16 protein-coding genes and 2 pseudogenes are annotated in these 19199 nt (G+C 60.6%); 11 read left to right on the forward strand and 7 right to left on the reverse strand.

Going from position 1 to position 19199, the window contains the following annotated elements; genetic code table 11:
- The first annotated feature begins 31 nt into the window (after positions 1-31).
- The 6 genes and pseudogenes from QZR30_RS21895 (at position 32) to QZR30_RS28085 (ending at position 7214) form a co-directional block, all read left to right on the forward strand.
- A complete protein-coding gene (locus QZR30_RS21895; protein ID WP_311904135.1) occupies positions 32-1000 on the forward strand; it encodes a FecR family protein in 969 nt (322 codons plus the stop codon).
- Between the two features lie 117 nt (positions 1001-1117).
- Positions 1118-3682 carry a TonB-dependent receptor gene (locus QZR30_RS21900; RefSeq protein WP_311904137.1) on the forward strand — a complete coding sequence of 855 codons (2565 nt, stop codon included), beginning with the start codon at positions 1118-1120 and terminating at the stop codon, positions 3680-3682.
- Between the two features lie 137 nt (positions 3683-3819).
- Positions 3820-4428: a biliverdin-producing heme oxygenase gene (locus QZR30_RS21905; RefSeq protein WP_059396565.1), complete on the forward strand. Its 609-nt coding sequence runs from the start codon at positions 3820-3822 to the stop codon at positions 4426-4428.
- Between the two features lie 108 nt (positions 4429-4536).
- Positions 4537-4938 (forward strand): YbaN family protein, encoded by a 402-nt coding sequence (locus QZR30_RS21910; RefSeq protein ID WP_059396564.1) that lies wholly within the window; start codon positions 4537-4539, stop codon positions 4936-4938.
- A 278-nt stretch (positions 4939-5216) separates the two neighbouring features.
- A pseudogene (locus tag QZR30_RS28080) lies at positions 5217-6356 on the forward strand (PDC sensor domain-containing protein); the annotation flags it as partial.
- A 102-nt stretch (positions 6357-6458) separates the two neighbouring features.
- On the forward strand, positions 6459-7214 hold the full coding sequence (locus QZR30_RS28085; protein ID WP_404822068.1) for a methyl-accepting chemotaxis protein: 756 nt from the start codon (positions 6459-6461) through the stop codon (positions 7212-7214).
- A gap of 60 nt (positions 7215-7274) precedes the next feature.
- Here the strand turns inward: QZR30_RS28085 and QZR30_RS21920 are convergent, their stop codons facing one another.
- On the reverse strand, positions 7275-7850 hold the full coding sequence (locus tag QZR30_RS21920; RefSeq protein ID WP_311904139.1) for an NAD(P)H nitroreductase: 576 nt from the start codon (positions 7848-7850) through the stop codon (positions 7275-7277).
- A 140-nt stretch (positions 7851-7990) separates the two neighbouring features.
- Here QZR30_RS21920 and QZR30_RS21925 point away from each other — a divergent pair, with 140 nt between their 5' ends.
- The 3 genes from QZR30_RS21925 to QZR30_RS21935 are packed head-to-tail and all read left to right on the forward strand — an operon-like array spanning position 7991 to position 11626.
- The gene (locus QZR30_RS21925; RefSeq protein WP_059396561.1) at positions 7991-9430 is read left to right on the forward strand and encodes a di-heme oxidoreductase family protein; all 1440 of its coding nucleotides are present in this window, start codon (positions 7991-7993) and stop codon (positions 9428-9430) included.
- A 31-nt stretch (positions 9431-9461) separates the two neighbouring features.
- Positions 9462-10526, forward strand: a complete 1065-nt coding sequence (locus QZR30_RS21930) for an imelysin family protein (RefSeq protein ID WP_046069381.1) — start codon at positions 9462-9464, stop codon at positions 10524-10526.
- Positions 10527-10528: 2 nt separating this feature from the next.
- The gene (locus QZR30_RS21935) at positions 10529-11626 is read left to right on the forward strand and encodes a DUF1513 domain-containing protein (protein ID WP_311904147.1); all 1098 of its coding nucleotides are present in this window, start codon (positions 10529-10531) and stop codon (positions 11624-11626) included.
- A 172-nt stretch (positions 11627-11798) separates the two neighbouring features.
- Here QZR30_RS21935 and QZR30_RS21940 read toward each other — a convergent pair whose 3' ends face one another.
- From QZR30_RS21940 to colR, 5 genes are all read right to left on the reverse strand, one after another.
- Positions 11799-12026, reverse strand: a complete 228-nt coding sequence (locus QZR30_RS21940; protein ID WP_046069382.1) for a hypothetical protein — start codon at positions 12024-12026, stop codon at positions 11799-11801.
- Positions 12023-12742: a lipopolysaccharide kinase InaA family protein gene (locus tag QZR30_RS21945; RefSeq protein ID WP_043051097.1), complete on the reverse strand. Its 720-nt coding sequence runs from the start codon at positions 12740-12742 to the stop codon at positions 12023-12025. The genes QZR30_RS21940 and QZR30_RS21945 overlap by 4 nt, the downstream gene beginning before the upstream one ends.
- Before the next feature lie 4 nt (positions 12743-12746).
- Positions 12747-13427 (reverse strand): class I SAM-dependent methyltransferase, encoded by a 681-nt coding sequence (locus QZR30_RS21950; protein WP_043051096.1) that lies wholly within the window; start codon positions 13425-13427, stop codon positions 12747-12749.
- Between the two features lie 188 nt (positions 13428-13615).
- Positions 13616-14896 (reverse strand): sensor histidine kinase, encoded by a 1281-nt coding sequence (locus tag QZR30_RS21955; RefSeq protein ID WP_046069383.1) that lies wholly within the window; start codon positions 14894-14896, stop codon positions 13616-13618.
- Positions 14886-15569 carry a two-component system response regulator ColR gene (gene colR / locus QZR30_RS21960; protein ID WP_003208587.1) on the reverse strand — a complete coding sequence of 228 codons (684 nt, stop codon included), beginning with the start codon at positions 15567-15569 and terminating at the stop codon, positions 14886-14888. Before colR ends, QZR30_RS21955 begins: the two co-directional genes overlap by 11 nt.
- A gap of 200 nt (positions 15570-15769) precedes the next feature.
- Here colR and QZR30_RS21965 point away from each other — a divergent pair, with 200 nt between their 5' ends.
- On the forward strand, positions 15770-17719 hold the full coding sequence (locus tag QZR30_RS21965) for an LTA synthase family protein (protein ID WP_046069384.1): 1950 nt from the start codon (positions 15770-15772) through the stop codon (positions 17717-17719).
- A gap of 50 nt (positions 17720-17769) precedes the next feature.
- A complete protein-coding gene (locus tag QZR30_RS21970; protein WP_046069385.1) occupies positions 17770-18495 on the forward strand; it encodes a phosphatase PAP2 family protein in 726 nt (241 codons plus the stop codon).
- A 459-nt stretch (positions 18496-18954) separates the two neighbouring features.
- Here the strand turns inward: QZR30_RS21970 and QZR30_RS21975 are convergent.
- Positions 18955-19199: pseudogene (locus QZR30_RS21975) on the reverse strand (integrase core domain-containing protein); the annotation flags it as partial.

A 19199-nucleotide genomic window follows, 5' to 3' on the forward strand; every position in this document is an offset into this window, starting at 1 on the left:
AATAGAACGTGGCGAAGACCCGAGGAACACCGTGACGGACCCGAATAAACTGCCCCCCCATGAGCTGGCTCATGAGGTGTTGCAAGACGCGGCCATGGACCAAGCCCTCGATTGGCTGATCGCCTTGCAGTGCCCGCAACCCGGGCAGCAGACCGCGTTCGACGCCTGGCTGGCCAAGGACCCGGCGCATGTTCATGCCTTCAGCAAGGCCCAGGCCGCCTGGAGTGGCGCGCCAGTACACAGTGCCGCCGTGGCCCTCGCTGCGCCGCGCAAGCCAAGGGGTTGGCGCCGGGTCAAACCGCATTGGAAACCCCTCGCTACCGCCGCCGTGCTGCTGATCGGCCTGTTCAGTTTCAGCAACCTGCCGGTGCGCCTGCAGGCTGACCACCTCACCGTGGTCGGCGAGCGCCAGCGCCTGCAACTGGACGATGGCTCCAAAGTGCTGCTGAACACCAACTCGGCGTTTTCCAGCAGCATCAAGGACCACCAGCGCATGGCCCGTCTGTACCAGGGCGAAGCGTTTTTCGAAATCGCCCCCACCCGTGGCCTGCCCCTGGAAATCGATGCCGGCCCCGTACGCGCCAGCGTGCGCGACACGGCGTTCGCCGTGCGCTACCTCAATGGCGAAGCCCAGGTACAGGTGCAGCGTGGCGATGTCGACTTGAGCAACACCTTCGACGATGCCCGCGTGCGCCTGAGTGCCGGGCAAAGCATCCGCATCGGGCCCAAGGGGTTCGGCCAGCCGGCCAAGCTGGATGCCAGCAAGGACCTGGCCTGGGTCCAGGGCCGCCTGGTATTCGAAAACTGCCCGCTGAGCGAAGTGCTGGCCGAACTGCGGCGCTATTACCCAGGCTGGATCGTCAACAACAACGAGCAACTGGCCAGCGTCGCCGTCACCGGCAACTATCGCCTCGACCAGCCCCTGGATGTGGTGCGCTCACTGGCCCACATCACCTCGGCCAAGCTGTCGGAATACCCGGCATTGGTGATCTTGAACTAAATGAGAATTATTTTTACTCGATAGTACGCGGTGGTACGTCTCGTCTTAGCCAATGCAACTGATTCCTATTTGGTTCAGTCCGCAACTATAAGATTCGTATCCCCCGGAGCGCTCTCGATGTCCTCTCGTTTCAACCGCCGGTGTTCTTCGCCCGTCTTGTCCTTGCTGACCGCCGCGATCCTGCTGGCTGGCGCACCTGCCATGGCCGCCACCGCCGCCGAGCCGACCCTGCGCAGCCATGCAAATTACAATTTCAGCATCGAGCAGCAGCCGCTCGTGTCGGCACTCAATGCCTTTACTGCGGTAACCGGCTGGCAAGTTGGCTTGCCGGCCGAGCTCGGCCAGGGTGTGTCGTCCCCTGGCGTACGCGGCCCGCTGCCGCCAGAAAAAGCCTTGGACCGGCTGTTGGTGGGGACCAATCTGAGCTATCGCAAACTGGGCGATAACAACATCGTGCTGGAGAAACGGGCCGCAGGCGGCGCCCTGAACCTGCAACAGGTGACCATCAGCGCCACCCGTAACGAACAGGATGTGAACAGCGTACCGAGCACCGTCAGCGTGCACGACCGCGAGGAACTGGACCGCCAGAACACCAACAACATTCGCGAACTGGTGCGCTACGAGCCCGGTGTTTCCGTCGGCGGCGCCGGCACCCGCTCAGGCAACGCGGGCTATAACATCCGTGGTATCGATGGTGACCGCATCCTCACGCAGGTCGACGGCGTCGAAGTGCCCAACAACTTTTTCAACGGCCCCTACGCCAAGACCCGCCGCAACTACGTCGACCCGGAAATCGTCAAGCGCGTGGAGATCCTGCGCGGCCCGGCCTCGGCCCTGTACGGCAGCAGCGCCATCGGCGGCGCGGTGAGTTATTTCACCCTCGACCCGGACGACATCATCAAGCCAGGCAAAGACGTCGGCGCCCGCCTGAAGACCGGCTACAGCTCCGCCGATGAAAGCTGGCTGACCTCCGGCACCTTCGCCGGGCGTATACAGGACTTTGACGGCTTGCTGCATCTGAGCCAGCGCAACGGCCATGAAACCGAATCCTACGACGGCAACAACGCCACCGGCCTGGCCCGTACCGGCGCCAACCCGGAAGATGCGCGCACCACCAACGTACTGGCAAAGCTGGGCTGGAACTACGGGGATGACAATCGCCTGGGCCTGACCTACGAGAAGTTCAAGGATGACCGCGACGTCAACTTGAAGAACGCCGTGGGCGGCCCATTCATCGGCGGTCGGGGCATGAACCTCTACCGTGCCCGCTCGGGCAACGACACCATTACCCGCGAGCGCTTCGGCCTGGAAAACAGCTTCGCCCTTGATTCACCGATTGCCGACCGCATCAAGACCAGCCTCAACTACCAGATCGCCAAGACCGACCAGACCACCGCCGAAATCTACCAGGCTGGCCGTCGTGTCCTACGCACCCGCGACACCCTTTACGAAGAAAAACAGTGGGTCTTCGACGCCCAGCTGGACAAGGCTTTCAGCCTCGGTGAGACCGATCACCAGGTGACCTACGGCACCACCCTCAAGCAGCAGAAAGTCACCGGTTCCCGCGAAGGCTCGGCCTCGTGCCTGGCGGTTGGCGCCGGATGCACGGCCATCGGCGCGCCCAGCCCCTCAGCCGGTGATAGCGTGAAAAAGGCCAGTGACTTCCCCGACCCTACCATCAACACCTACTCGCTGTTCGCCCAGGACCAGATCACCTGGGACAAATGGACCTTCCTGCCCGCCGTGCGTTATGACTACACCCGGCTCAAGCCCAAGCTGACCCAGGAATTCCTCAGCACCGTCAACCCGACTGGCGAGTATGCGGTCGATGGCAAAGATAAAACCTGGCACCGCGTCACGCCCAAGTTCGGTCTGACCTATGCCCTGACCGATCACTACACCTGGTTCGGCCAATACGCCGAGGGCTTCCGCACCCCGTCGGCCAAGGCCTTGTACGGTCGCTTCGAAAACCTCAACCTGGGCTACACCGTCGAACCCAACCCCGACCTCAAGCCGGAAACCAGCAAAGGCATCGAAACCGGGATTCGCGGCAAATTTGACGAAGGTTCCTTTGATATCGCGGTGTACTACAACAAGTACCGTGACTTTATCGACGAAGACAACGCCGTGGTCGGGGGCACCGTGGAGCAGTTCCAGGCTGTCAATATCAAGCGCGCCACCATCAAGGGCATGGAAGCCAAGGGCCGCCTGAACCTGGACGCCTTCGGCGCGCCAAAAGGTCTGTATACCCAGGGTTCCATTGCCTACGCCCATGGCCGCAACGACGATAACGGCGAGCCATTGAACAGCGTCAATCCGCTCAAGGGTGTGTTTGGCCTGGGCTACGACCAGGACAACTATGGCGGTCTGCTGAGCTGGACCCTGGTGAAGAAACAGGACCGCGTCGACAGCACCACCTTCCACGCGCCCGACGGCAACACCGACGGCCCGTTCAAGACCCCGGGCTTCGGCATCCTCGACCTGACCGCCTACTACAAGGTCACCAACGACGTGACCATCAACGGCGGCCTCTACAACCTCACCGACAAGAAGTACTGGAACTGGGATGACGTGCGCAGCTACGACAGCGTCGGCGAAGCCGCGGTAACCGGCCCGGCCAACCTCGACCGCCTGACCCAGCCCGGTCGCAACTTTGCGATCAACCTGATCTGGGACATCTGACCCACCCGCCTCACCTCGCCGGAATCCATCAGCGGCGGGGTGAGGATTTTTTACTGTGCCACGTCTTCTTGTTCGTCTAGTTGATAACAGCTCTCTTTAAGGGCACCCAGGCGCTTACCTTCTCAAGGACTTTTTACATGACCGCTTCTCCTACCGCAGAACGCCCGAGCCTGCGCTCTCAGCGCCTGAACCAGATCACCAATGAACCGCACACCAAGCTGGATGCGTTGGTGAAGGCTCATGCGCCGTTCGAAACCCAAGCCAACTTCGCCCGCTTCGTGGTGGCCCAGTACCTGTTCCAGTCAGAACTGGTAGCGCTGTACAACGATGCCGAACTGATCAAGATCGTCCCCGACCTGGCCGCACGCTGCCGCGCCGAAGCCGCCAAGCTCGACCTGGCGGACCTGGACACTGAAATTCCGGCCCCGGTGGCCGGTGCAGTAAAGAATCCGAGTAAAGCCGAAGCCCTGGGCTGGCTGTTCGTGTCCGAAGGCTCCAAGCTGGGCGCCGCGTTCCTGATCAAGCGCGCCGTCGGCCTGGGCCTGAGCGAAACCTTCGGTGCCCGCCACCTGGGCGAACCGGCCGGTGGCCGCGCCGAAGGCTGGAAAAGCTTCACCCGCACCCTCGACAGCCTGGAGTTCAGCGCCGAAGAAGAAGCTGCGGTAGAAAAAGGCGCGATCGATGCGTTTGTGCGCTTCACCGTGTTGCTGGAACAGGCGTACGCTAACGCCCCAGAAATGGCGTAAATGTTCCGGTAGACATCGGTTCAATGTGGGAGCAGGCAAGCCAGCTCCCACATTTGAGTGCATTTCATGGCAGATAATGTGTAAACCCTCCCACCAGAAAACTGCAGCATGACCGGCAAAACCCAATCCTCCTCAAAGATCGCCCAACTTCTCTATGGCCTGCTGGCCTACGTCAGCCTGGGGATCGGTTTGGTCGCGATTGTCATACCGGGTTTGCCGACCACCGAATTCATCCTGCTGGCCGCCTGGGCCGCCACCAAAAGCTCACCGCGCTTAAGCGCCTGGCTGGAAAACCACCGCCTGTTCGGGCCTATCCTGTTCAACTGGCGCAACGGCAAGATCATTGCGCGCCGGGCCAAGGTCAGCGCCACCGTGAGTATGTTGCTGTGTGCCGTGTTGATGCTGGTGATGCTGGATCACGGCTGGCCGGTGTACCTGGCCATCGCCGGGATGAGCCTGGGCAACCTGTGGATCTGGTCTCGCCCCGAGCAGCTGGCACGCTCCATATAGGGCTGCATGTAGGCGTTATCCTACCGCTCATCGCCTATTCCTCATGAATCGATTTGTGACGCCGATGTTTCAGGCATGGCGCCGAATGGACTTGGCTCTGCTGCCCGCATTCCAACAAGTCATTCGTGAGTGAACCTATGTTCGACACCCTCTCCATTCGCTTGAAAATCGTGCTGCTGTCCGGTCTTTGCCTGTTGGGGGTCATTGCACTGGTGGTCGGCATCAATATCTACAACACCAACCAGAACGACCTATTGGTCAGTGACTCAAGCTCACGAATGCTGACCGCCAGCGTGGAACAGCTACTGCAAGCCAAGGCAGCCGAACAGGCCGGGCACTTGCAAAAGACCTTTGGTGAAAATCTGCTGGTGGTCACGGCCCTCGCCGACCAGATCAAAGACCTGCGTAAGCTGGGGACCAAGCGCTCTCTTGAAGCCGGCGCCTTGCGCGAAGAAATCAACCAAAGCGTGAAAACCGCATTCGAGCGCAACACCAAGGTGCTGGGCATTTGGCTGTCGTTCGAACCCAACGGGTTGGATGGCAAAGACAGCGAGTTCGTCGACGACAAAGCGCGCGTCTCCAACGAAAAGGGCCGCTTTTCCAGCTACTGGAGCCGTGCGGGCGGTGAAGGCCTCAACACCATCATGGTCGAAGATGATCTGACCAAGACCACCCTCAACCTCAGCGGCACGCCCTACAACATTTGGTATACCTGCCCACGAGACACCCGCAGCACCTGCCTGCTGGACCCCTACGAAGACACGGTGGCCGGCAAACCTGTGCTGATGACCACCATTTCCCTGCCACTGATCGTCGATGGCAAAGTCATTGGCGTCGTCGGTGTCGATATCGCTCTCACTGCCCTGCAAGCGACCACCGATGCCGCACAGACAGACCTGTTCAACGGCGCAGCGCACCTGGAGATTCTGTCCAGCACCGGCCTGATTGCGGCCTACAGCGGTGAACCGGCCAAGGTGGGCAAGAACCTGATCGACAGCCTCGGCGCCGAAGGCAAGGAAATCGTGCAGCTGCTCACCAATGACCGGCCCGTGATCCGCGAGCAGAACGACATTATTCGCGCCGTTTACCCGGTCAAGCCGATTGCCGACGCCAAGTCCTGGGGTGTGGTGATCAAGCTGCCAAAAACCGTGATGCTGGCCGATAACGTCAAGCTGCAAGCGGTACTCGACGAGGCCCAGGCCAGCGGCACCCTCAAAGCCTTGCTGGTGGCAGCGGCTGCCGGCCTGCTGGGCTTGCTGCTGATCTGGCTGACCGCCACCGGCGTCACCCGGCCGATCAACAGCGTGGCCGCCATGCTCAAGGACATCGCCAGCGGCGACGGCGACCTCACCCAACGCCTGGCGTACGCCAAGAAAGACGAACTGGGCGAGTTGGTGAACTGGTTCAACCGCTTCCTCGACAAGCTGCAACCGACCATCGCGCAGATCAAGCAAAGCATCACCGAAGCCCGTGGTACGGCAGATCAATCGTCAGCCATTGCGCGCCAGACCAGCGAAGGCATGCAGGTGCAGTTCCGCGAAATCGACCAGGTGGCGACCGCCTCCAATGAAATGAGCGCCACTGCCCATGACGTCGCCAACAGCGCCTCGAATGCCGCCAGCGCGGCACGCGGTGCCGATCAGTCGGCCCGTGAAGGCATGTCGATCATCGAGCAGAGCACTCGCGACATCACCACCCTTGCCGAGGAAGTCAGCAAAGCGGTGAGCGAAGTCGAAGCCCTGGCGGTCAACAGTGAACAGATCGGTTCAGTCCTGGAGGTGATCCGCAGCATCGCTGAACAGACCAACCTGCTCGCATTGAACGCCGCGATTGAAGCGGCACGCGCCGGCGAAAGCGGGCGTGGCTTTGCGGTGGTGGCCGACGAAGTACGCAACCTGGCCAAACGCACCCAGGATTCGGTCGAGGAAATCCGCCTGGTGATCGAGCGTATCCAGAGCGGCACCCGAGGCGTGGTAGCGACCATGCACTCCAGCCAGCAACAGGCCCAAAGCAATGCCGGGCAGATCCACCAGGCGGTGCAGGCCCTGGGCAAGATCAGTGACGCGGTCACCGTGATCAGCGACATGAACCTGCAAATTGCCAGTGCCGCCGAAGAGCAGAGCGCAGTGGCCGAAGAAGTCAATCGCAACGTCTCGGCGATTCGCACCGTGACCGAAACCCTCACCGGCCAGGCCACGGAATCGGCGGCGATCAGCAGCCAGCTCAATGCACTGGCCAGCCAGCAGATGAAGTTGATGGATCAGTTCAGGGTGTAATCGATTTCACGGACACTGGGGGCAAATGTGGGAGGGGGCTTGCTCCCTCCCACATTTAGATCACTTTTTGTCTTGAAGACCGGTCCAGGCCTGGACAAACGGCGTCAGGTCTTCCTTCGGTGCCGTACGCGGCGGGTTCTGCGGCGTGCCCAGGTAAAGGAAGCCAATCACTTCTTCATCCGACGTCAGCCCCAACCCTTTGGCCACATGGGCCGAGTAGGACAATTCCCCGGTCCGCCACACCGCACCAATCCCCTGGGCATAGGCCGCCAACAGGATGCCGTGGGCTGCACAAGCCGCCGCCAGCAATTGCTCGGACTTGGGCACTTTGAAGTGCTCTTGCAGGCGCGCAATCACCACCACCACCAACGGCGCACGCAGCGGGCCGTTCTGGGCCTTGTCGATGACCGCCTGGGGAGCGTCGGCGTCCTGCAGGCGCGCGGCCTCGGCCAACAGCGTGCCCATCTGCTCACGTGCTGCGCCTTCTACGGTAAGGAAACGCCAAGGGCGCAGCTGACCGTGGTCGGGCGCACGCATGGCGGCGGCGAACAACAGGTCGCGCTGCTCCTGGGTCGGTGCCGGTTCCAGCAGACGTGGCACGGAAACACGGTTGAGCAAAGCGTCGAGAGCCTGCATTGGCCACCTCCAGAAAAAAATGTGCAGTCATTCTAGCGGGAATGAATCCGGATGCCACCAAACGATAATTGCTCTTATTCAAACCGCCCTGCCCTGTTAGACTTTGCGACCACATTTTCCGACCGTTTCCAGGAATTTCGATGTTCCGTGCGTTTTTTTGCCTGTCCGCAGCGTTGATGGCTTTAAGCCTGACCGCTTGCGACGACGCCACCCGCTTCACCAAGGCCGAGCCTGGTGAGTCGCGGTCAGGTGGCGCCACGACGGTGAACAAGCGCGACCAGAACGCCTTTTCCCTGCCCTCGGCCAACCTGGCGCCCACCCGCCGCCTGGATTTCAGCGTCGGTAACAGTTTCTTCCGCAGCCCTTGGGTGATTGCGCCGTCCACCACCACGGCACGGGATGGCCTGGGCCCGCTGTTCAATACCAACGCCTGCCAGAACTGCCATATCAAGGACGGTCGGGGCCATCCGCCGCTGCCTGATGCGCCGAATGCGGTGTCGATGCTGGTGCGCCTCTCCATCCCTATCTCCATTACAGAGCGGCCGCACTACGCCAAGCTCATCGAGCAGCTCGGCGTGGTCCCAGAGCCGGTGTATGGCGGGCAGTTGCAGGACATGTCCGTGCCGGGCGTCGTTCCGGAAGGCAAGGTGCGGGTCGACTACAGCCCTGTCCAGGTCAGCTTCCAGGACGGCACCGTTGTCGAACTGCGCAAACCCGACCTGCAAATAACCCAGCTCGGCTACGGCCCGATGCATCCTGATACACGCTTCTCCGCACGGGTAGCGCCGCCGATGATCGGCCTGGGCCTGCTCGAAGCGATCAGCGACGCCGATATCCTGCGCAACACCGACCCCAAGACCGCCGACAAAGACGCCATCGTCGGCCGCGCCAACTGGGTCTGGGATGACGCCCAGCATAAAACCGTACTCGGGCGTTTTGGCTGGAAAGCCGGGCAACCCAACCTCAACCAACAAAATGTTCACGCGTTTTCTGGTGATATGGGCCTCACAACCTCCCTGAGACCCTTCGATGACTGCACCGACGCCCAAGTGGCCTGCAAGCAGGCGCCCAACGGCAATGGCCCCGACGGCGAGCCGGAAGTCAGCGACAACATCCTGCGCCTGGTGCTGTTCTACACCCGCAACCTCGCGGTGCCCGCGCGCCGAGGCGTCAACACGCCGCAGGTGCTGGCCGGCAAGAACCTGTTCTACCAGGCCGGTTGCCAGGGCTGTCACAAGCCGACATTCACCACGGCCGCCAACGCCGCCGAACCCGAGCTGGCCAACCAGGTGATACGCCCCTACAGCGACCTGTTGTTGCACGATTTGGGCGAAGGCCTCGCCGACAACCGTACCGAATTCAAAGCCAGTGGCCGCGACTGGCGCACGCCGCCGTTGTGGGGCATTGGCCTGACGCAAGCCGTGAGTGGTCATACCCAGTTTTTACATGACGGCCGCGCCCGCAACCTGCTTGAAGCCGTGCTGTGGCATGGCGGTGAAGCACAAGCGGCACAGCAGCATGTGTTGTCGTTCAATGCCGAGCAGCGTGCCGCGTTGCTGGCGTTCCTGAATTCTTTATAAGCTTTGCCCCACTTACAGAAGGGAGCTCGACATGTTTCGTCCCAAGTTGTTGTTCACCAGCCTGGCCGCCCTTGCCCTCGGCGCCTGCTCGCCCCAGGACCCGCAAGCGGTAACTTCGGCGGCCATCGCCAAGCAAGTGATACTGCCGACCTACAGCCGTTGGGTTGAAGCCGACCGCCAACTGGCCGTCAGCGCCCTGGCCTACTGCCAGGGCAAGGAAAGCTTGGACACCGCCCGTGCCGACTTCCTGCACGCGCAAAAAGCCTGGGCCGAGTTGCAACCGCTGCTGATCGGCCCGCTGGCCGAAGGCAACCGTGCCTGGCAGGTGCAGTTCTGGCCGGACAAGAAGAACCTGGTCGGTCGCCAGGTCGAGCAACTGGTCAGCGCCCAGCCGCAGATCGATGCGGCCGCCCTGGCTAAATCCAGTGTCGTGGTGCAAGGCCTGTCGGCCTACGAATACATCCTCTACGACGCCAAGCCCGATGTCGCCGACGAGGCACAGAAGGCCCGCTACTGCCCACTGTTGATGGCGATCGGCGAGCGTCAGAAAGCCCTGGCCGAAGAGATTCTCGCCAGCTGGAACAGCACCGACGGCATGCTCGCGCAAATGACCAAGTTCCCGAACCAGCGCTACGCTGATTCCCACGAGGCCATTGCCGACCTGCTGCGCGTACAAGTAACCGCCCTGGACACCCTGAAGAAAAAACTCGGCACGCCCATGGGCCGCCAGACCAAGGGCATCCCGCAACCGTTCCAGGCCGATGCATGGCGCAGCCAGTCGTCGCTGCAAAGCCTGGAGGCGAGCCTCGCCGCGGCCCAGACCGTGTGGGTCGGCGTCGACAACAAAGGCTTGCGTGGCCTGCTGCCGGCGGACCAGAAGCCGTTGGCCGAGAAGATCGACGCCGCCTATGCCGCGTCCTTGAAACTGTTCGCCAGCAACCAGCGCAGCCTCAACGAACTGTTGAACGATGACGCCGGGCGCCAGCAGCTCAACGACATCTACGACAGCCTCAACGTGGTCCACCGCCTGCACGAAGGCGAGCTGGCCAAGGCCCTGGGAATCCAACTGGGCTTCAACGCCAACGACGGTGACTGATGATGCTCAGGCGACAGGCTTTGGCGGTGGGCAGCGTGCTGCTCAGCGCCCTTACGTTGGGCGGCTGGACGCTGTTCAAAGGCAAGGATAAAGGCCCGCTGCTACTGTCGGCGCGGGATGATGCCGACGGCAAGCACTACGCCGTCGGCTATCGCCTGGATGGGAAGCAGGTGTTTGCCACCCAGGTCGGCCAGCGTTGCCACGACATCATCAATCACCCTATGTTGCCGATCGCGCTGTTCGTCGCCCGCCGCCCGGGCACCGAGAGCTACCTGATTGACCTGCGTGACGGCGCGCTGCTGCAAACCATCAGCTCGAACGCCAACCGCCACTTCTATGGGCATGCGGTGATCCACAAGAGCGGCGACTGGCTGTACGCCACCGAGAACGACACCTCCGACCCCGGTCGCGGCCTGTTGGGTGTGTATAAGTTCGAAGGCGAGCGGCTGGTACACAGCGGCGAGATTTCCACCCACGGCATCGGCCCGCACCAAGTGTCCTGGATGCCCGACGGCGAAACCCTGGTGGTGGCCAACGGCGGCATTCGCACCGAAGCCGAAAGCCGGGTAGAGATGAACCTCAACGCCATGGAGCCGAGCCTGGTGCTGATGCACCGCGATGGCACCTTGATCAGCAAGGAAACCCTGGGCCAGCAGATGAACAGCGTGCGCCATATGGGCATCGCCAGCGATGGCACTATCCTCACCGGGCAGCAGTTCATGGGGCCGTCCCAGGAGCGCTCGGAGTTGCTGGCGATCAAGCGCCCGGGCCAGCCTTTCGTGGCGTTCCCGGTGGCCGATGAGCAATTGCAGGCGATGGGGCACTACACCGCCAGCGTGGCGGTGCACAGCGAACTGCGCCTGGTGGCCCTGACGGCGCCCCGGGGAAATCGCTTCTTCATTTGGGATATGGACAGCGCCGAGCTGCGCCTGGATGGGCCACTACCCGACTGCGCCGGTGTAGGTGCAGTGGCCGACGGGTTCGTCGTCACGTCAGGCCAAGGGCGTTGCCGCTTCTATGATTGCCGCCAGGACCAACTGATGGCCAAGCCGTTGGAACTACCGGCGGGCTTTTGGGATAACCACCTGCACCTGATCTGAAATTCCCCTCTGTAGGAGCGAGCTTGCTCGCGAAGGTCGCCAACGATTACGCGCCCTTCTGGATACGCGCCATCCTCAGGTTTTTCGCGAGCAAGCTTGCTCCTACAGTTAAAGCGTCAGGCGTAAAAAAAGGGCCTCGCATCGCAAGGCCCTTTTTTGGGGGTCAATCATTTCAACTCTGCGGCTTCATCGCTTGAGACATCCCGAACATGAATAACAGCAATTCATGATCAGGCTTGGCCGCCACACTTGCCTTGGCAATGCGTGGCAGCAGGCATTGCCCGCCGCCGTCTACCGCACTGAGCACTTGTGTGCGAGGTTGTTCCCACACCGCCAGGGCCAGGGCTGAAACGCCCAACGCCCCGATCAGGAACAAACCTCGTGCCATTTCTAGCTTCATCTGGTTAAACCCTTGATAGCGCTGCCAAACGCCGTCTCGTAAAAGTAGCTGAGTTTTTTCCAGTCGGTATCATTCCACGACGAATGGCGGCGCAATTGCAGCATGTCATGGGAAGCGGCCCGATAAGCGGTCAAGCGTTGGCGACATTTTTCAAAGTCCAGCAGGGCCACTTCTACAGTCGCCGCTTCGGGCTCGCCGGTGACCCGCACGAAGATGTGCTTGATATACAGGCAACCGTGCTGCCAGCGGCCTTTGTGCATGCGGGCCAGGGTGCCGGCCAATTCCTGCAGCAAGCGCTCGTGGACGGCCTCGCCATACTGTTCACGGCCGCCAGCGGCGTACCAGTTTTCGATCTCGTCGAAACCGTCCAGGGACGCGGTGACCAGCAGGGCTTTCCATTGGTGCTCCGGGTCGCGTCGCGCCTCGCAGAACACCAACTCCGGCACGCGCACATCCAGCAAACGCAGGCCCTTGAGAGCATCACGTTCACGTAGCACGGTCGGGCGCCCAAAGGGGTGCAGCCAACTGCGGTAAATGTGGCCGGTCTGGCGCTTGCTATAGAGCAACCGCCCGTTGGGGCCTACCACACGCTGCACGCCACTTTCGCCACCACGTCGACGGTTGGGTTCTTCAACCCATTCACCTTGCTGACGCCAGAAAAAATCGAATCGTTCTTCGGGAGCTACATGACTGCCTGCTACGCACTCAACTGCCATCCTGTTACCTCTTGCGCAATACATATACTCGCCACATGGCGTAGAGCGGTATGAAGTCCAGGGATTCCTGAACACGGAAACCGGCCTGCTCGAATTCTGCCTCGACAGTAGCAGCCGGTAACACAAACCGGTTTTGGTAACCTTCCTGCTCACCTCGTTTGCGACGACGTACTTCGTTGCGCTTGCGCTTCCAGGCCTTGAAATTGCCGTCTACCCACAACGAAATAATCACGCTGTCACGGGTAACCCGCTGAAACTCACGCAGTATTGTCAGCCTGTGCTCAGGTTCACCGATGTGGTGCATCAAGCGCATGCAGAAAATACTGTCGACGGAGTTATCTGGCAAATCGATATCAAAGGCAGATGTCTGCAAAGGGCGTACCCGTTTCACCACATCCGCCGGTTGGGCGGTGGTGGCGATCTTCAACATCGACGCCGAATTGTCAGCCCCGATAATTACACGGTTGGGTTTTTCGGCCAGCAACGGCCAGAAGCGTCCAGCGCCACAAGGCAGATCCAGCACCAGGCCGGGTTCACCGGCCATGGCCAGCGCACCGCGCGCCAGTTGCTCGTCGCGTTTGTGGGACAACCGGCGAGCCAGATTGTCCTGATGTTTGAGCAAATATTGTTGCGCGTGTTGATCGTCGTACTTTTCGGAAAATTCCAACTTGATTGGGGAAGGCATCGCACGTCTCCAGTAACTGATGCCTACAACCTTATGCAGCGAACTGTGATCAACAGGTCAACTCATTGTGAAAATCTTGTCCTGTCCAACTGCATACATTTCAAGACTTTACAGAAACATTCAGTAGCATGGGGCCATCTTCGCTGAAAAGCGGGCAGTCTGCATTAGCAAAACGACAGACTGAACGGTCAGCTTTTGACCTGGCTCAACTCCACATGAAAACGACAGCCATTGGGCTCCATCGTCGTCAAGCTCACGCTCCAGCCCTGGCTCTCGCAGATCCGTTGCACCAGCGACAGGCCGAGCCCCAGCCCCTCGCCACGGTTCTCGCTGCCGCGTACAAACGGCTCGAACATCGCTTCGCGTTTTTCTTCGGGAATGCCGACACCGGTGTCCTCCACCACGAAGCCACTGGGCTCCAACGTGAGGCGGATAAATCCGTGCTCGGTGTAGTGCAGGGCGTTGCGCAGCAGGTTGCCCATCACCGCATGCAAGAAGGTGGTGTTGTAGCGGGTGTCCAGGGGGTTGCCTGGTCGGTAGATCAACTCCAAGCCTTTTTTCTCGATAGGCTCTCGCCAGATGCCGAGCAGGTCTTCGGCGACCTGGCTGAGGTTGCCCTGGGGCGCAACGGCAGCATCATCGTGCTTGGCGCGTGCGAGCATCAGGAAGGTCTGCACCAGCTCGCGCATTTCTTCACAGGCACGGGCGATGCGCTCCACCTGGCGGCGGCCACGTTCATCAATGGCCGGGTTTTCCAGCAAGAGTTCGCAGGAGCTGGCTAATACCATCAAGGGCGTGCGCAACTCGTGACTCACGTCGCTGGTAAACAGTTGCTCGCGGGACAGCGCCTGGCGCAAGCGGCCCAGGGTGGCGTCGAACGCCACCGCCAGCTCACCCACTTCGTCGGCGGCATAATCCGGGGCCAGAGGCGGTGCCAGGCCCAGCAGTTGGTCACGGTGACGCACCTGGCGAGCCAACCGCACCACCGGCGCCATCACCTTGCGGGCCAGCACCCAACCGAGGAATACCGCCAGTGCCAGGCTGAGCACGAACCCCACCAACACCACGGCAAACAGCACACGCTCACGTTCTTCGAAATCGCTTTGATCTTGCAGCAGCACATAACGCCGACCGTCGATCACCTCGACCATGGCGTGGTACGACAGCGACTCGCGAAATACTTCGTGGAAGCCCGGGTCCAGATGCCGAAGATCCTTGGGCAGCTCGAAATCGCCTTGCCCGCCGCTGAAATAAAACAACTGGTCCGGCTCCGGCCGATGTCGCCAGTCTTCCATGCTGTCCATCAACAGCAGGCGTTGCAGGTCACCGCCCAGGCCCGCCGAGATCAACTTCTCTTCCACCAGGTGCACCGTCGCAACGATGCCCATGGCGAAGGCCCCCGCCACCAACGCACTCATCAAGGCAAAGGCGATGATGATCCGCTGGGCAAGGCTTTGCTTAAACTCCATCACGACCCTCGGCCAAGCGGTAACCCACGCCGTGCACCGTTTGCAGCAACGGCTTGGCGAATGGCTTATCGATCACCTGGCGCAATTGGTGAACGTGGCTGCGCAGGCTGTCGCTGTCCGGGCAATCATCGCCCCATAACGCCTCTTCGAGTATTTCCCGGCGCAGTACGTGCGGGCTCTTCTGCATCAACACCGCCAGCAGTTTCAGGCCAACGGGGTTGAGCTTGAGCAGGCGCCCTTCGCGGGTGACTTCCAAGGTATCGAGGTCGTAGTTCAGGTCACCCACCTGCAGGGCGCGGCGCCCGCCACCCTGGGCGCGACGCAGCACCGCCTCGATACGCGCGGCCAGTTCCGACAAGGCGAATGGCTTGAGTAAGTAATCATCGGCGCCAGACTTGAAGCCCTGCAGGCGGTCATCCAACTGGTCACGGGCGGTGAGCATGATCACCGGCGTATCGCGGCGCGCGTCTTCGCGCAGACGTTTGCAGAGGGTGTAGCCATCGATGCCGGGCAGCATTATATCGAGCACGATCAAGTCGTAATGCTCGGTGGCCGCCAGATGCAGGCCCGACAAGCCGTCCTGTGCACAGTCCACTGTGTAGCCTTTGAGCCCCAGATAATCGGCCAGGTTGGCGAGGATATCGCGGTTGTCTTCAACCAATAGAATTCGCATGGGCAGTGTCTCCGTACGCAGTAACAGCCGTGTTGGCTCGCGCAGCTTAAGGCCAAGCGGGGCTCAGGGATAGAGCTGAAAGGCCCACTGATGAGGGTTTTCAACTGATTACAGGGACAAACGAGTTTTTCACTATAGCTTCACAAACAGACCACAGTGTCAGGGTGAAGATCGCGCCCATCGATCTAAGGAACCTGGACATGGGCTTTCTCAAAACAGCGCCAATGCGCTATTTGCTGTTGATAACCGCTGCCTGGTTATTGGTTTTCCTGCTCACTCGCAGCGTGTTGCTCGTGACTCACCTGAATGAAGTGGGCGGCAACTTGCTGCCGGTGTTTGGCGTGGGTCTGGTCTACGACCTGGGCTTCCTCGCCTATGCGGCCTTGCCGCTGGGCTTGTATTTGCTGCTCTGCCCACCCGCACTGTGGCGCCGCCGCGGCCACCGCTGGTTTTTGCAGGCGCTGCTGACGATCAGCCTGTTCGCCATGCTGTTCACCTCGGTGGCCGAATGGCTGTTCTGGGATGAGTTTGGGGTGCGCTTCAACTTTATTGCGGTCGACTATCTGGTGTATTCCGATGAGGTGCTGAACAACCTGCTGGAGTCTTACCCGATCGGCAAGCTGCTGAGCCTGCTGGCAATGCTGGCGATCCTCATAAGCCTGGCCCTGCGTAAACCCTTCAATGCCGCCATGGCGGCACCTTTGCCGGCACTGCGTGGCCGTTTGGTCAATGCCCTGGGCCTGTTGGTGGTCGCCGGCCTCAGCCTGCAATTGATCAGCCAGGACAGCCCGCGTGCCCAGGGCGGTAACGCTTACAAGAACGAACTGGCCAGCAACGGTCCTTATCAATTCTTCGCTGCGTTCCGCAATAACGAATTGGACTACACCCAGTTCTATCAGAGCCTGCCCACTGACATGGTCGCCCGGCAACTGCGCGCCGAACTCAGCGAGCCCAATGCGCGCTTTATCGACCCGGACCCGCTGGATATTCGCCGCGCCATCACCAACCCGGGCACACTGCGCAAGCCCAACATCGTGCTGGTCACCATCGAAAGCTTCAGCGCCAAGTACATGGGCAGCAACGGCGATCAACGCAACCTCACGCCCAACCTGGATGCATTGCGCAAACAAAGCCTGTACTTCAATAACTTCTATGCCACCGGTACCCGAACCGACCGGGGCCTGGAAGCCATTACCCTGGCGATCCCACCCACGCCAGGCCGCTCGATCGTCAAGCGCATCGGTCGTGAAAGCGGGTTCGCGAGCCTCGGCCAACAACTCACGGCCATCGGTTACGACAGCGTGTTTGTCTACGGCGGTCGCGGTTACTTCGACAATATGAACGCGTTTTTCAGCGGCAACGGGTATCGGGTCGTGGACCAAAGCAGCGTGCCCGAGTCAGAAATCTCGTTCAAAAATGCCTGGGGCATGGCAGACGAAGACCTGTTCAAACAGACGCTTAAACTGGCCGACGCCGACTACGCCAAGCAACAGCCGTTCTTGCTGCAACTGATGACGACTTCCAACCATCGCCCCTATACCTACCCGGATGGGCGCATCGATATCAAATCCGGCAAGGGTCGCGATGGTGCAGTGAAATACACCGACTACGCCATCAACCAGTTCCTTGAGGCTGCACGCCAGAAACCGTGGTTCGACAACACCATTTTTGTGTTCGTCGCCGACCACACGGCCGGCAGCGCAGGCAAGGAAGACCTGCCGATCACCAACTACCAGATTCCGTTGTTTATCTATGCGCCCAAGCTGATCGACGCACGGGAGTCCGCGCAACTGGCCAGCCAGATCGACCTTGCGCCGACCTTGCTGGGCCTGATCAACCTCAGCTACGAGTCGACGTTCTTCGGCCGTAATCTGTTGCAAGACAACCCGCTGCCACCGCGGGTCGTGGTGGGCAACTACCAGCATCTGGGCTTGTTTGACGGCAAGGACCTGGCAATCCTCAGCCCGCGCCAAGGCTTGCGTCGCCATGACCAGGCCCTTGGAGAAAGCCAGGAGTTGCGCGTCGGTAGCGATGACCCATTGATCCAGCGGGCAATTACCTACTATCAGGCCGCCAGCTACGACTACAAACAGCAACTGCTGAGCTGGAAAGCGCTCAAGGAAGAGGCTCCAGTCTTAAGCAAACGCTAATCAAAAAGCCCCATGCAGGTGAGCACGGGGCTTTCTCACCAAGGTTCGTGATGAAATCCCCCTCTTCTTTACCGGTTTCCAAACCGCTCAATTTTTGGCTGTGCCTGGGCCTGCCTGCCGGCGCCGCAGTGGTCTTGCTGTTGCTGGAACTGACCTCATTGGACATGGACCTGGCCAGGCGCTTCTACAGCGCGGAGGCTGGCGGCTTCATCGGCCGCTATAGCTTCTTCCTTGAAGACATCCTGCATGATCGGGCCAAGCAACTGGTGATTCTGTTTTCGGTACTGGCGATTCTGGGGCTGGTCGGCAGTTTCATTCTGCAACGACTCAAGCCGTACCGCCGCGAACTGGTGTGCCTGGTGCTGTCGCTGGGAGTGGCGACGGCGTTCGTGTCGCCACTGAAAACCATCACCGCCGTGCAATGTCCCTGGAGCCTCAAGGAATTCGGCGGCCAGGAAACCTACAGCGAACTGCTCAGCCCGCGCCCGCCTACCGATAAACCTGGCCGCTGTTGGCCCGGCGGACATGCAGCTACCGGTTTTGCCTTGTTCGCCTGGTTCTTCGCGCTGAGGGATCGGCGACCACGGCTGGCGCGCAACGCGTTCATTTTTGCCGTCAGCCTGGGCAGTGTCTTCTCAGTCAGCCGTATGCTGCAAGGGGCACACTTTTTTTCCCACAACGTGTGGACAGCGATTTTTTGCTGGCTGATTTGCCTGGGTTTGTATTGCTTGTTGCTGTACCGGCCTTCACGGCAAGCCGTAATGCCGATCAGTTAAGCGAATGCAATGCTCAACGCAACGAAGATTCCGTGTAGGAGCGGGCTTGCCTGCGAAAGCCAACGGTAACCACGATGCGAAGCGAGCCGCTCTTGATCTTGATCTGCTTTTGATCTCAGGCGCCCCGTTAAACCACGCTGTCGGATTACGGGCACACCGAGCCTGGGCGAGGTGCCGAGTGGTGGGGCAAGAGCGTTGCTTACTTTGGCCTGGGCCGGCATCCCGGCTTTTGCAAAGTGAGCCGCCGTCAGGGCGGAACCCTAAGTGGCCATTACCGCAGGAATGGATATGTACTCGGTATAACTGTGTCGGCTGGCAGGCCGCCATCGGGAGCAAGCCCCCTCCCACATTTGGATCGCGGCGTGTCAGGTAGATAGGCGTCGGCTGTCAGGCCGCCAGCGGGAGCAAGCTCCCTCGCCACAGGTCCAGTGTCATACCGAAGTTGAGTAGATACAGTGTCTAGTCCTGAAATAGGTTTACACCTGTTTCAGTCTCAAACCGCCCGATGCACCGCATAGGGCGTTTTGTATTTCAGGGACAGGTGTGGCCGTTCCCCGTTGTAGATCAGCACCGACTCATCCACCATTTTCACTGCGTCCGCCAGATTTTTAGGGCGATACAGCAGGAACTCGGTCTTCAAAATGCCGTTTATCCTCTCCGCCAGAGCATTCTGGTAGCAGTCATAGCCGTCGGTCATTGAGCAC

This window comes from Pseudomonas sp. rhizo25 (genome assembly GCF_031931935.1).
Classification (GTDB): Bacteria; Pseudomonadota; Gammaproteobacteria; order Pseudomonadales; family Pseudomonadaceae; genus Aquipseudomonas; species Aquipseudomonas synxantha.

What these genes read in the sequence shown, in the direction of transcription:
- QZR30_RS21900 (WP_311904137.1), top strand. Translation starts at nt 1,118, where the DNA reads ATGTCCTCTCGTTTCAACCGCCGGTGTTCTTCGCCCGTCTTGTCCTTG.
- QZR30_RS21905 (WP_059396565.1), top strand. Translation starts at nt 3,820, where the DNA reads ATGACCGCTTCTCCTACCGCAGAACGCCCGAGCCTGCGCTCTCAGCGC.
- QZR30_RS21910 (WP_059396564.1), top strand. Translation starts at nt 4,537, where the DNA reads ATGACCGGCAAAACCCAATCCTCCTCAAAGATCGCCCAACTTCTCTAT.
- QZR30_RS28085 (WP_404822068.1), top strand. Translation starts at nt 6,459, where the DNA reads ATGCAGGTGCAGTTCCGCGAAATCGACCAGGTGGCGACCGCCTCCAAT.
- QZR30_RS21920 (WP_311904139.1), bottom strand. Translation starts at nt 7,850, where the DNA reads ATGCAGGCTCTCGACGCTTTGCTCAACCGTGTTTCCGTGCCACGTCTG.
- QZR30_RS21925 (WP_059396561.1), top strand. Translation starts at nt 7,991, where the DNA reads ATGTTCCGTGCGTTTTTTTGCCTGTCCGCAGCGTTGATGGCTTTAAGC.
- QZR30_RS21930 (WP_046069381.1), top strand. Translation starts at nt 9,462, where the DNA reads ATGTTTCGTCCCAAGTTGTTGTTCACCAGCCTGGCCGCCCTTGCCCTC.
- QZR30_RS21935 (WP_311904147.1), top strand. Translation starts at nt 10,529, where the DNA reads ATGCTCAGGCGACAGGCTTTGGCGGTGGGCAGCGTGCTGCTCAGCGCC.
- QZR30_RS21940 (WP_046069382.1), bottom strand. Translation starts at nt 12,026, where the DNA reads ATGAAGCTAGAAATGGCACGAGGTTTGTTCCTGATCGGGGCGTTGGGC.
- QZR30_RS21945 (WP_043051097.1), bottom strand. Translation starts at nt 12,742, where the DNA reads ATGGCAGTTGAGTGCGTAGCAGGCAGTCATGTAGCTCCCGAAGAACGA.
- QZR30_RS21950 (WP_043051096.1), bottom strand. Translation starts at nt 13,427, where the DNA reads ATGCCTTCCCCAATCAAGTTGGAATTTTCCGAAAAGTACGACGATCAA.
- QZR30_RS21955 (WP_046069383.1), bottom strand. Translation starts at nt 14,896, where the DNA reads ATGGAGTTTAAGCAAAGCCTTGCCCAGCGGATCATCATCGCCTTTGCC.
- colR (WP_003208587.1), bottom strand. Translation starts at nt 15,569, where the DNA reads ATGCGAATTCTATTGGTTGAAGACAACCGCGATATCCTCGCCAACCTG.
- QZR30_RS21965 (WP_046069384.1), top strand. Translation starts at nt 15,770, where the DNA reads ATGGGCTTTCTCAAAACAGCGCCAATGCGCTATTTGCTGTTGATAACC.
- QZR30_RS21970 (WP_046069385.1), top strand. Translation starts at nt 17,770, where the DNA reads ATGAAATCCCCCTCTTCTTTACCGGTTTCCAAACCGCTCAATTTTTGG.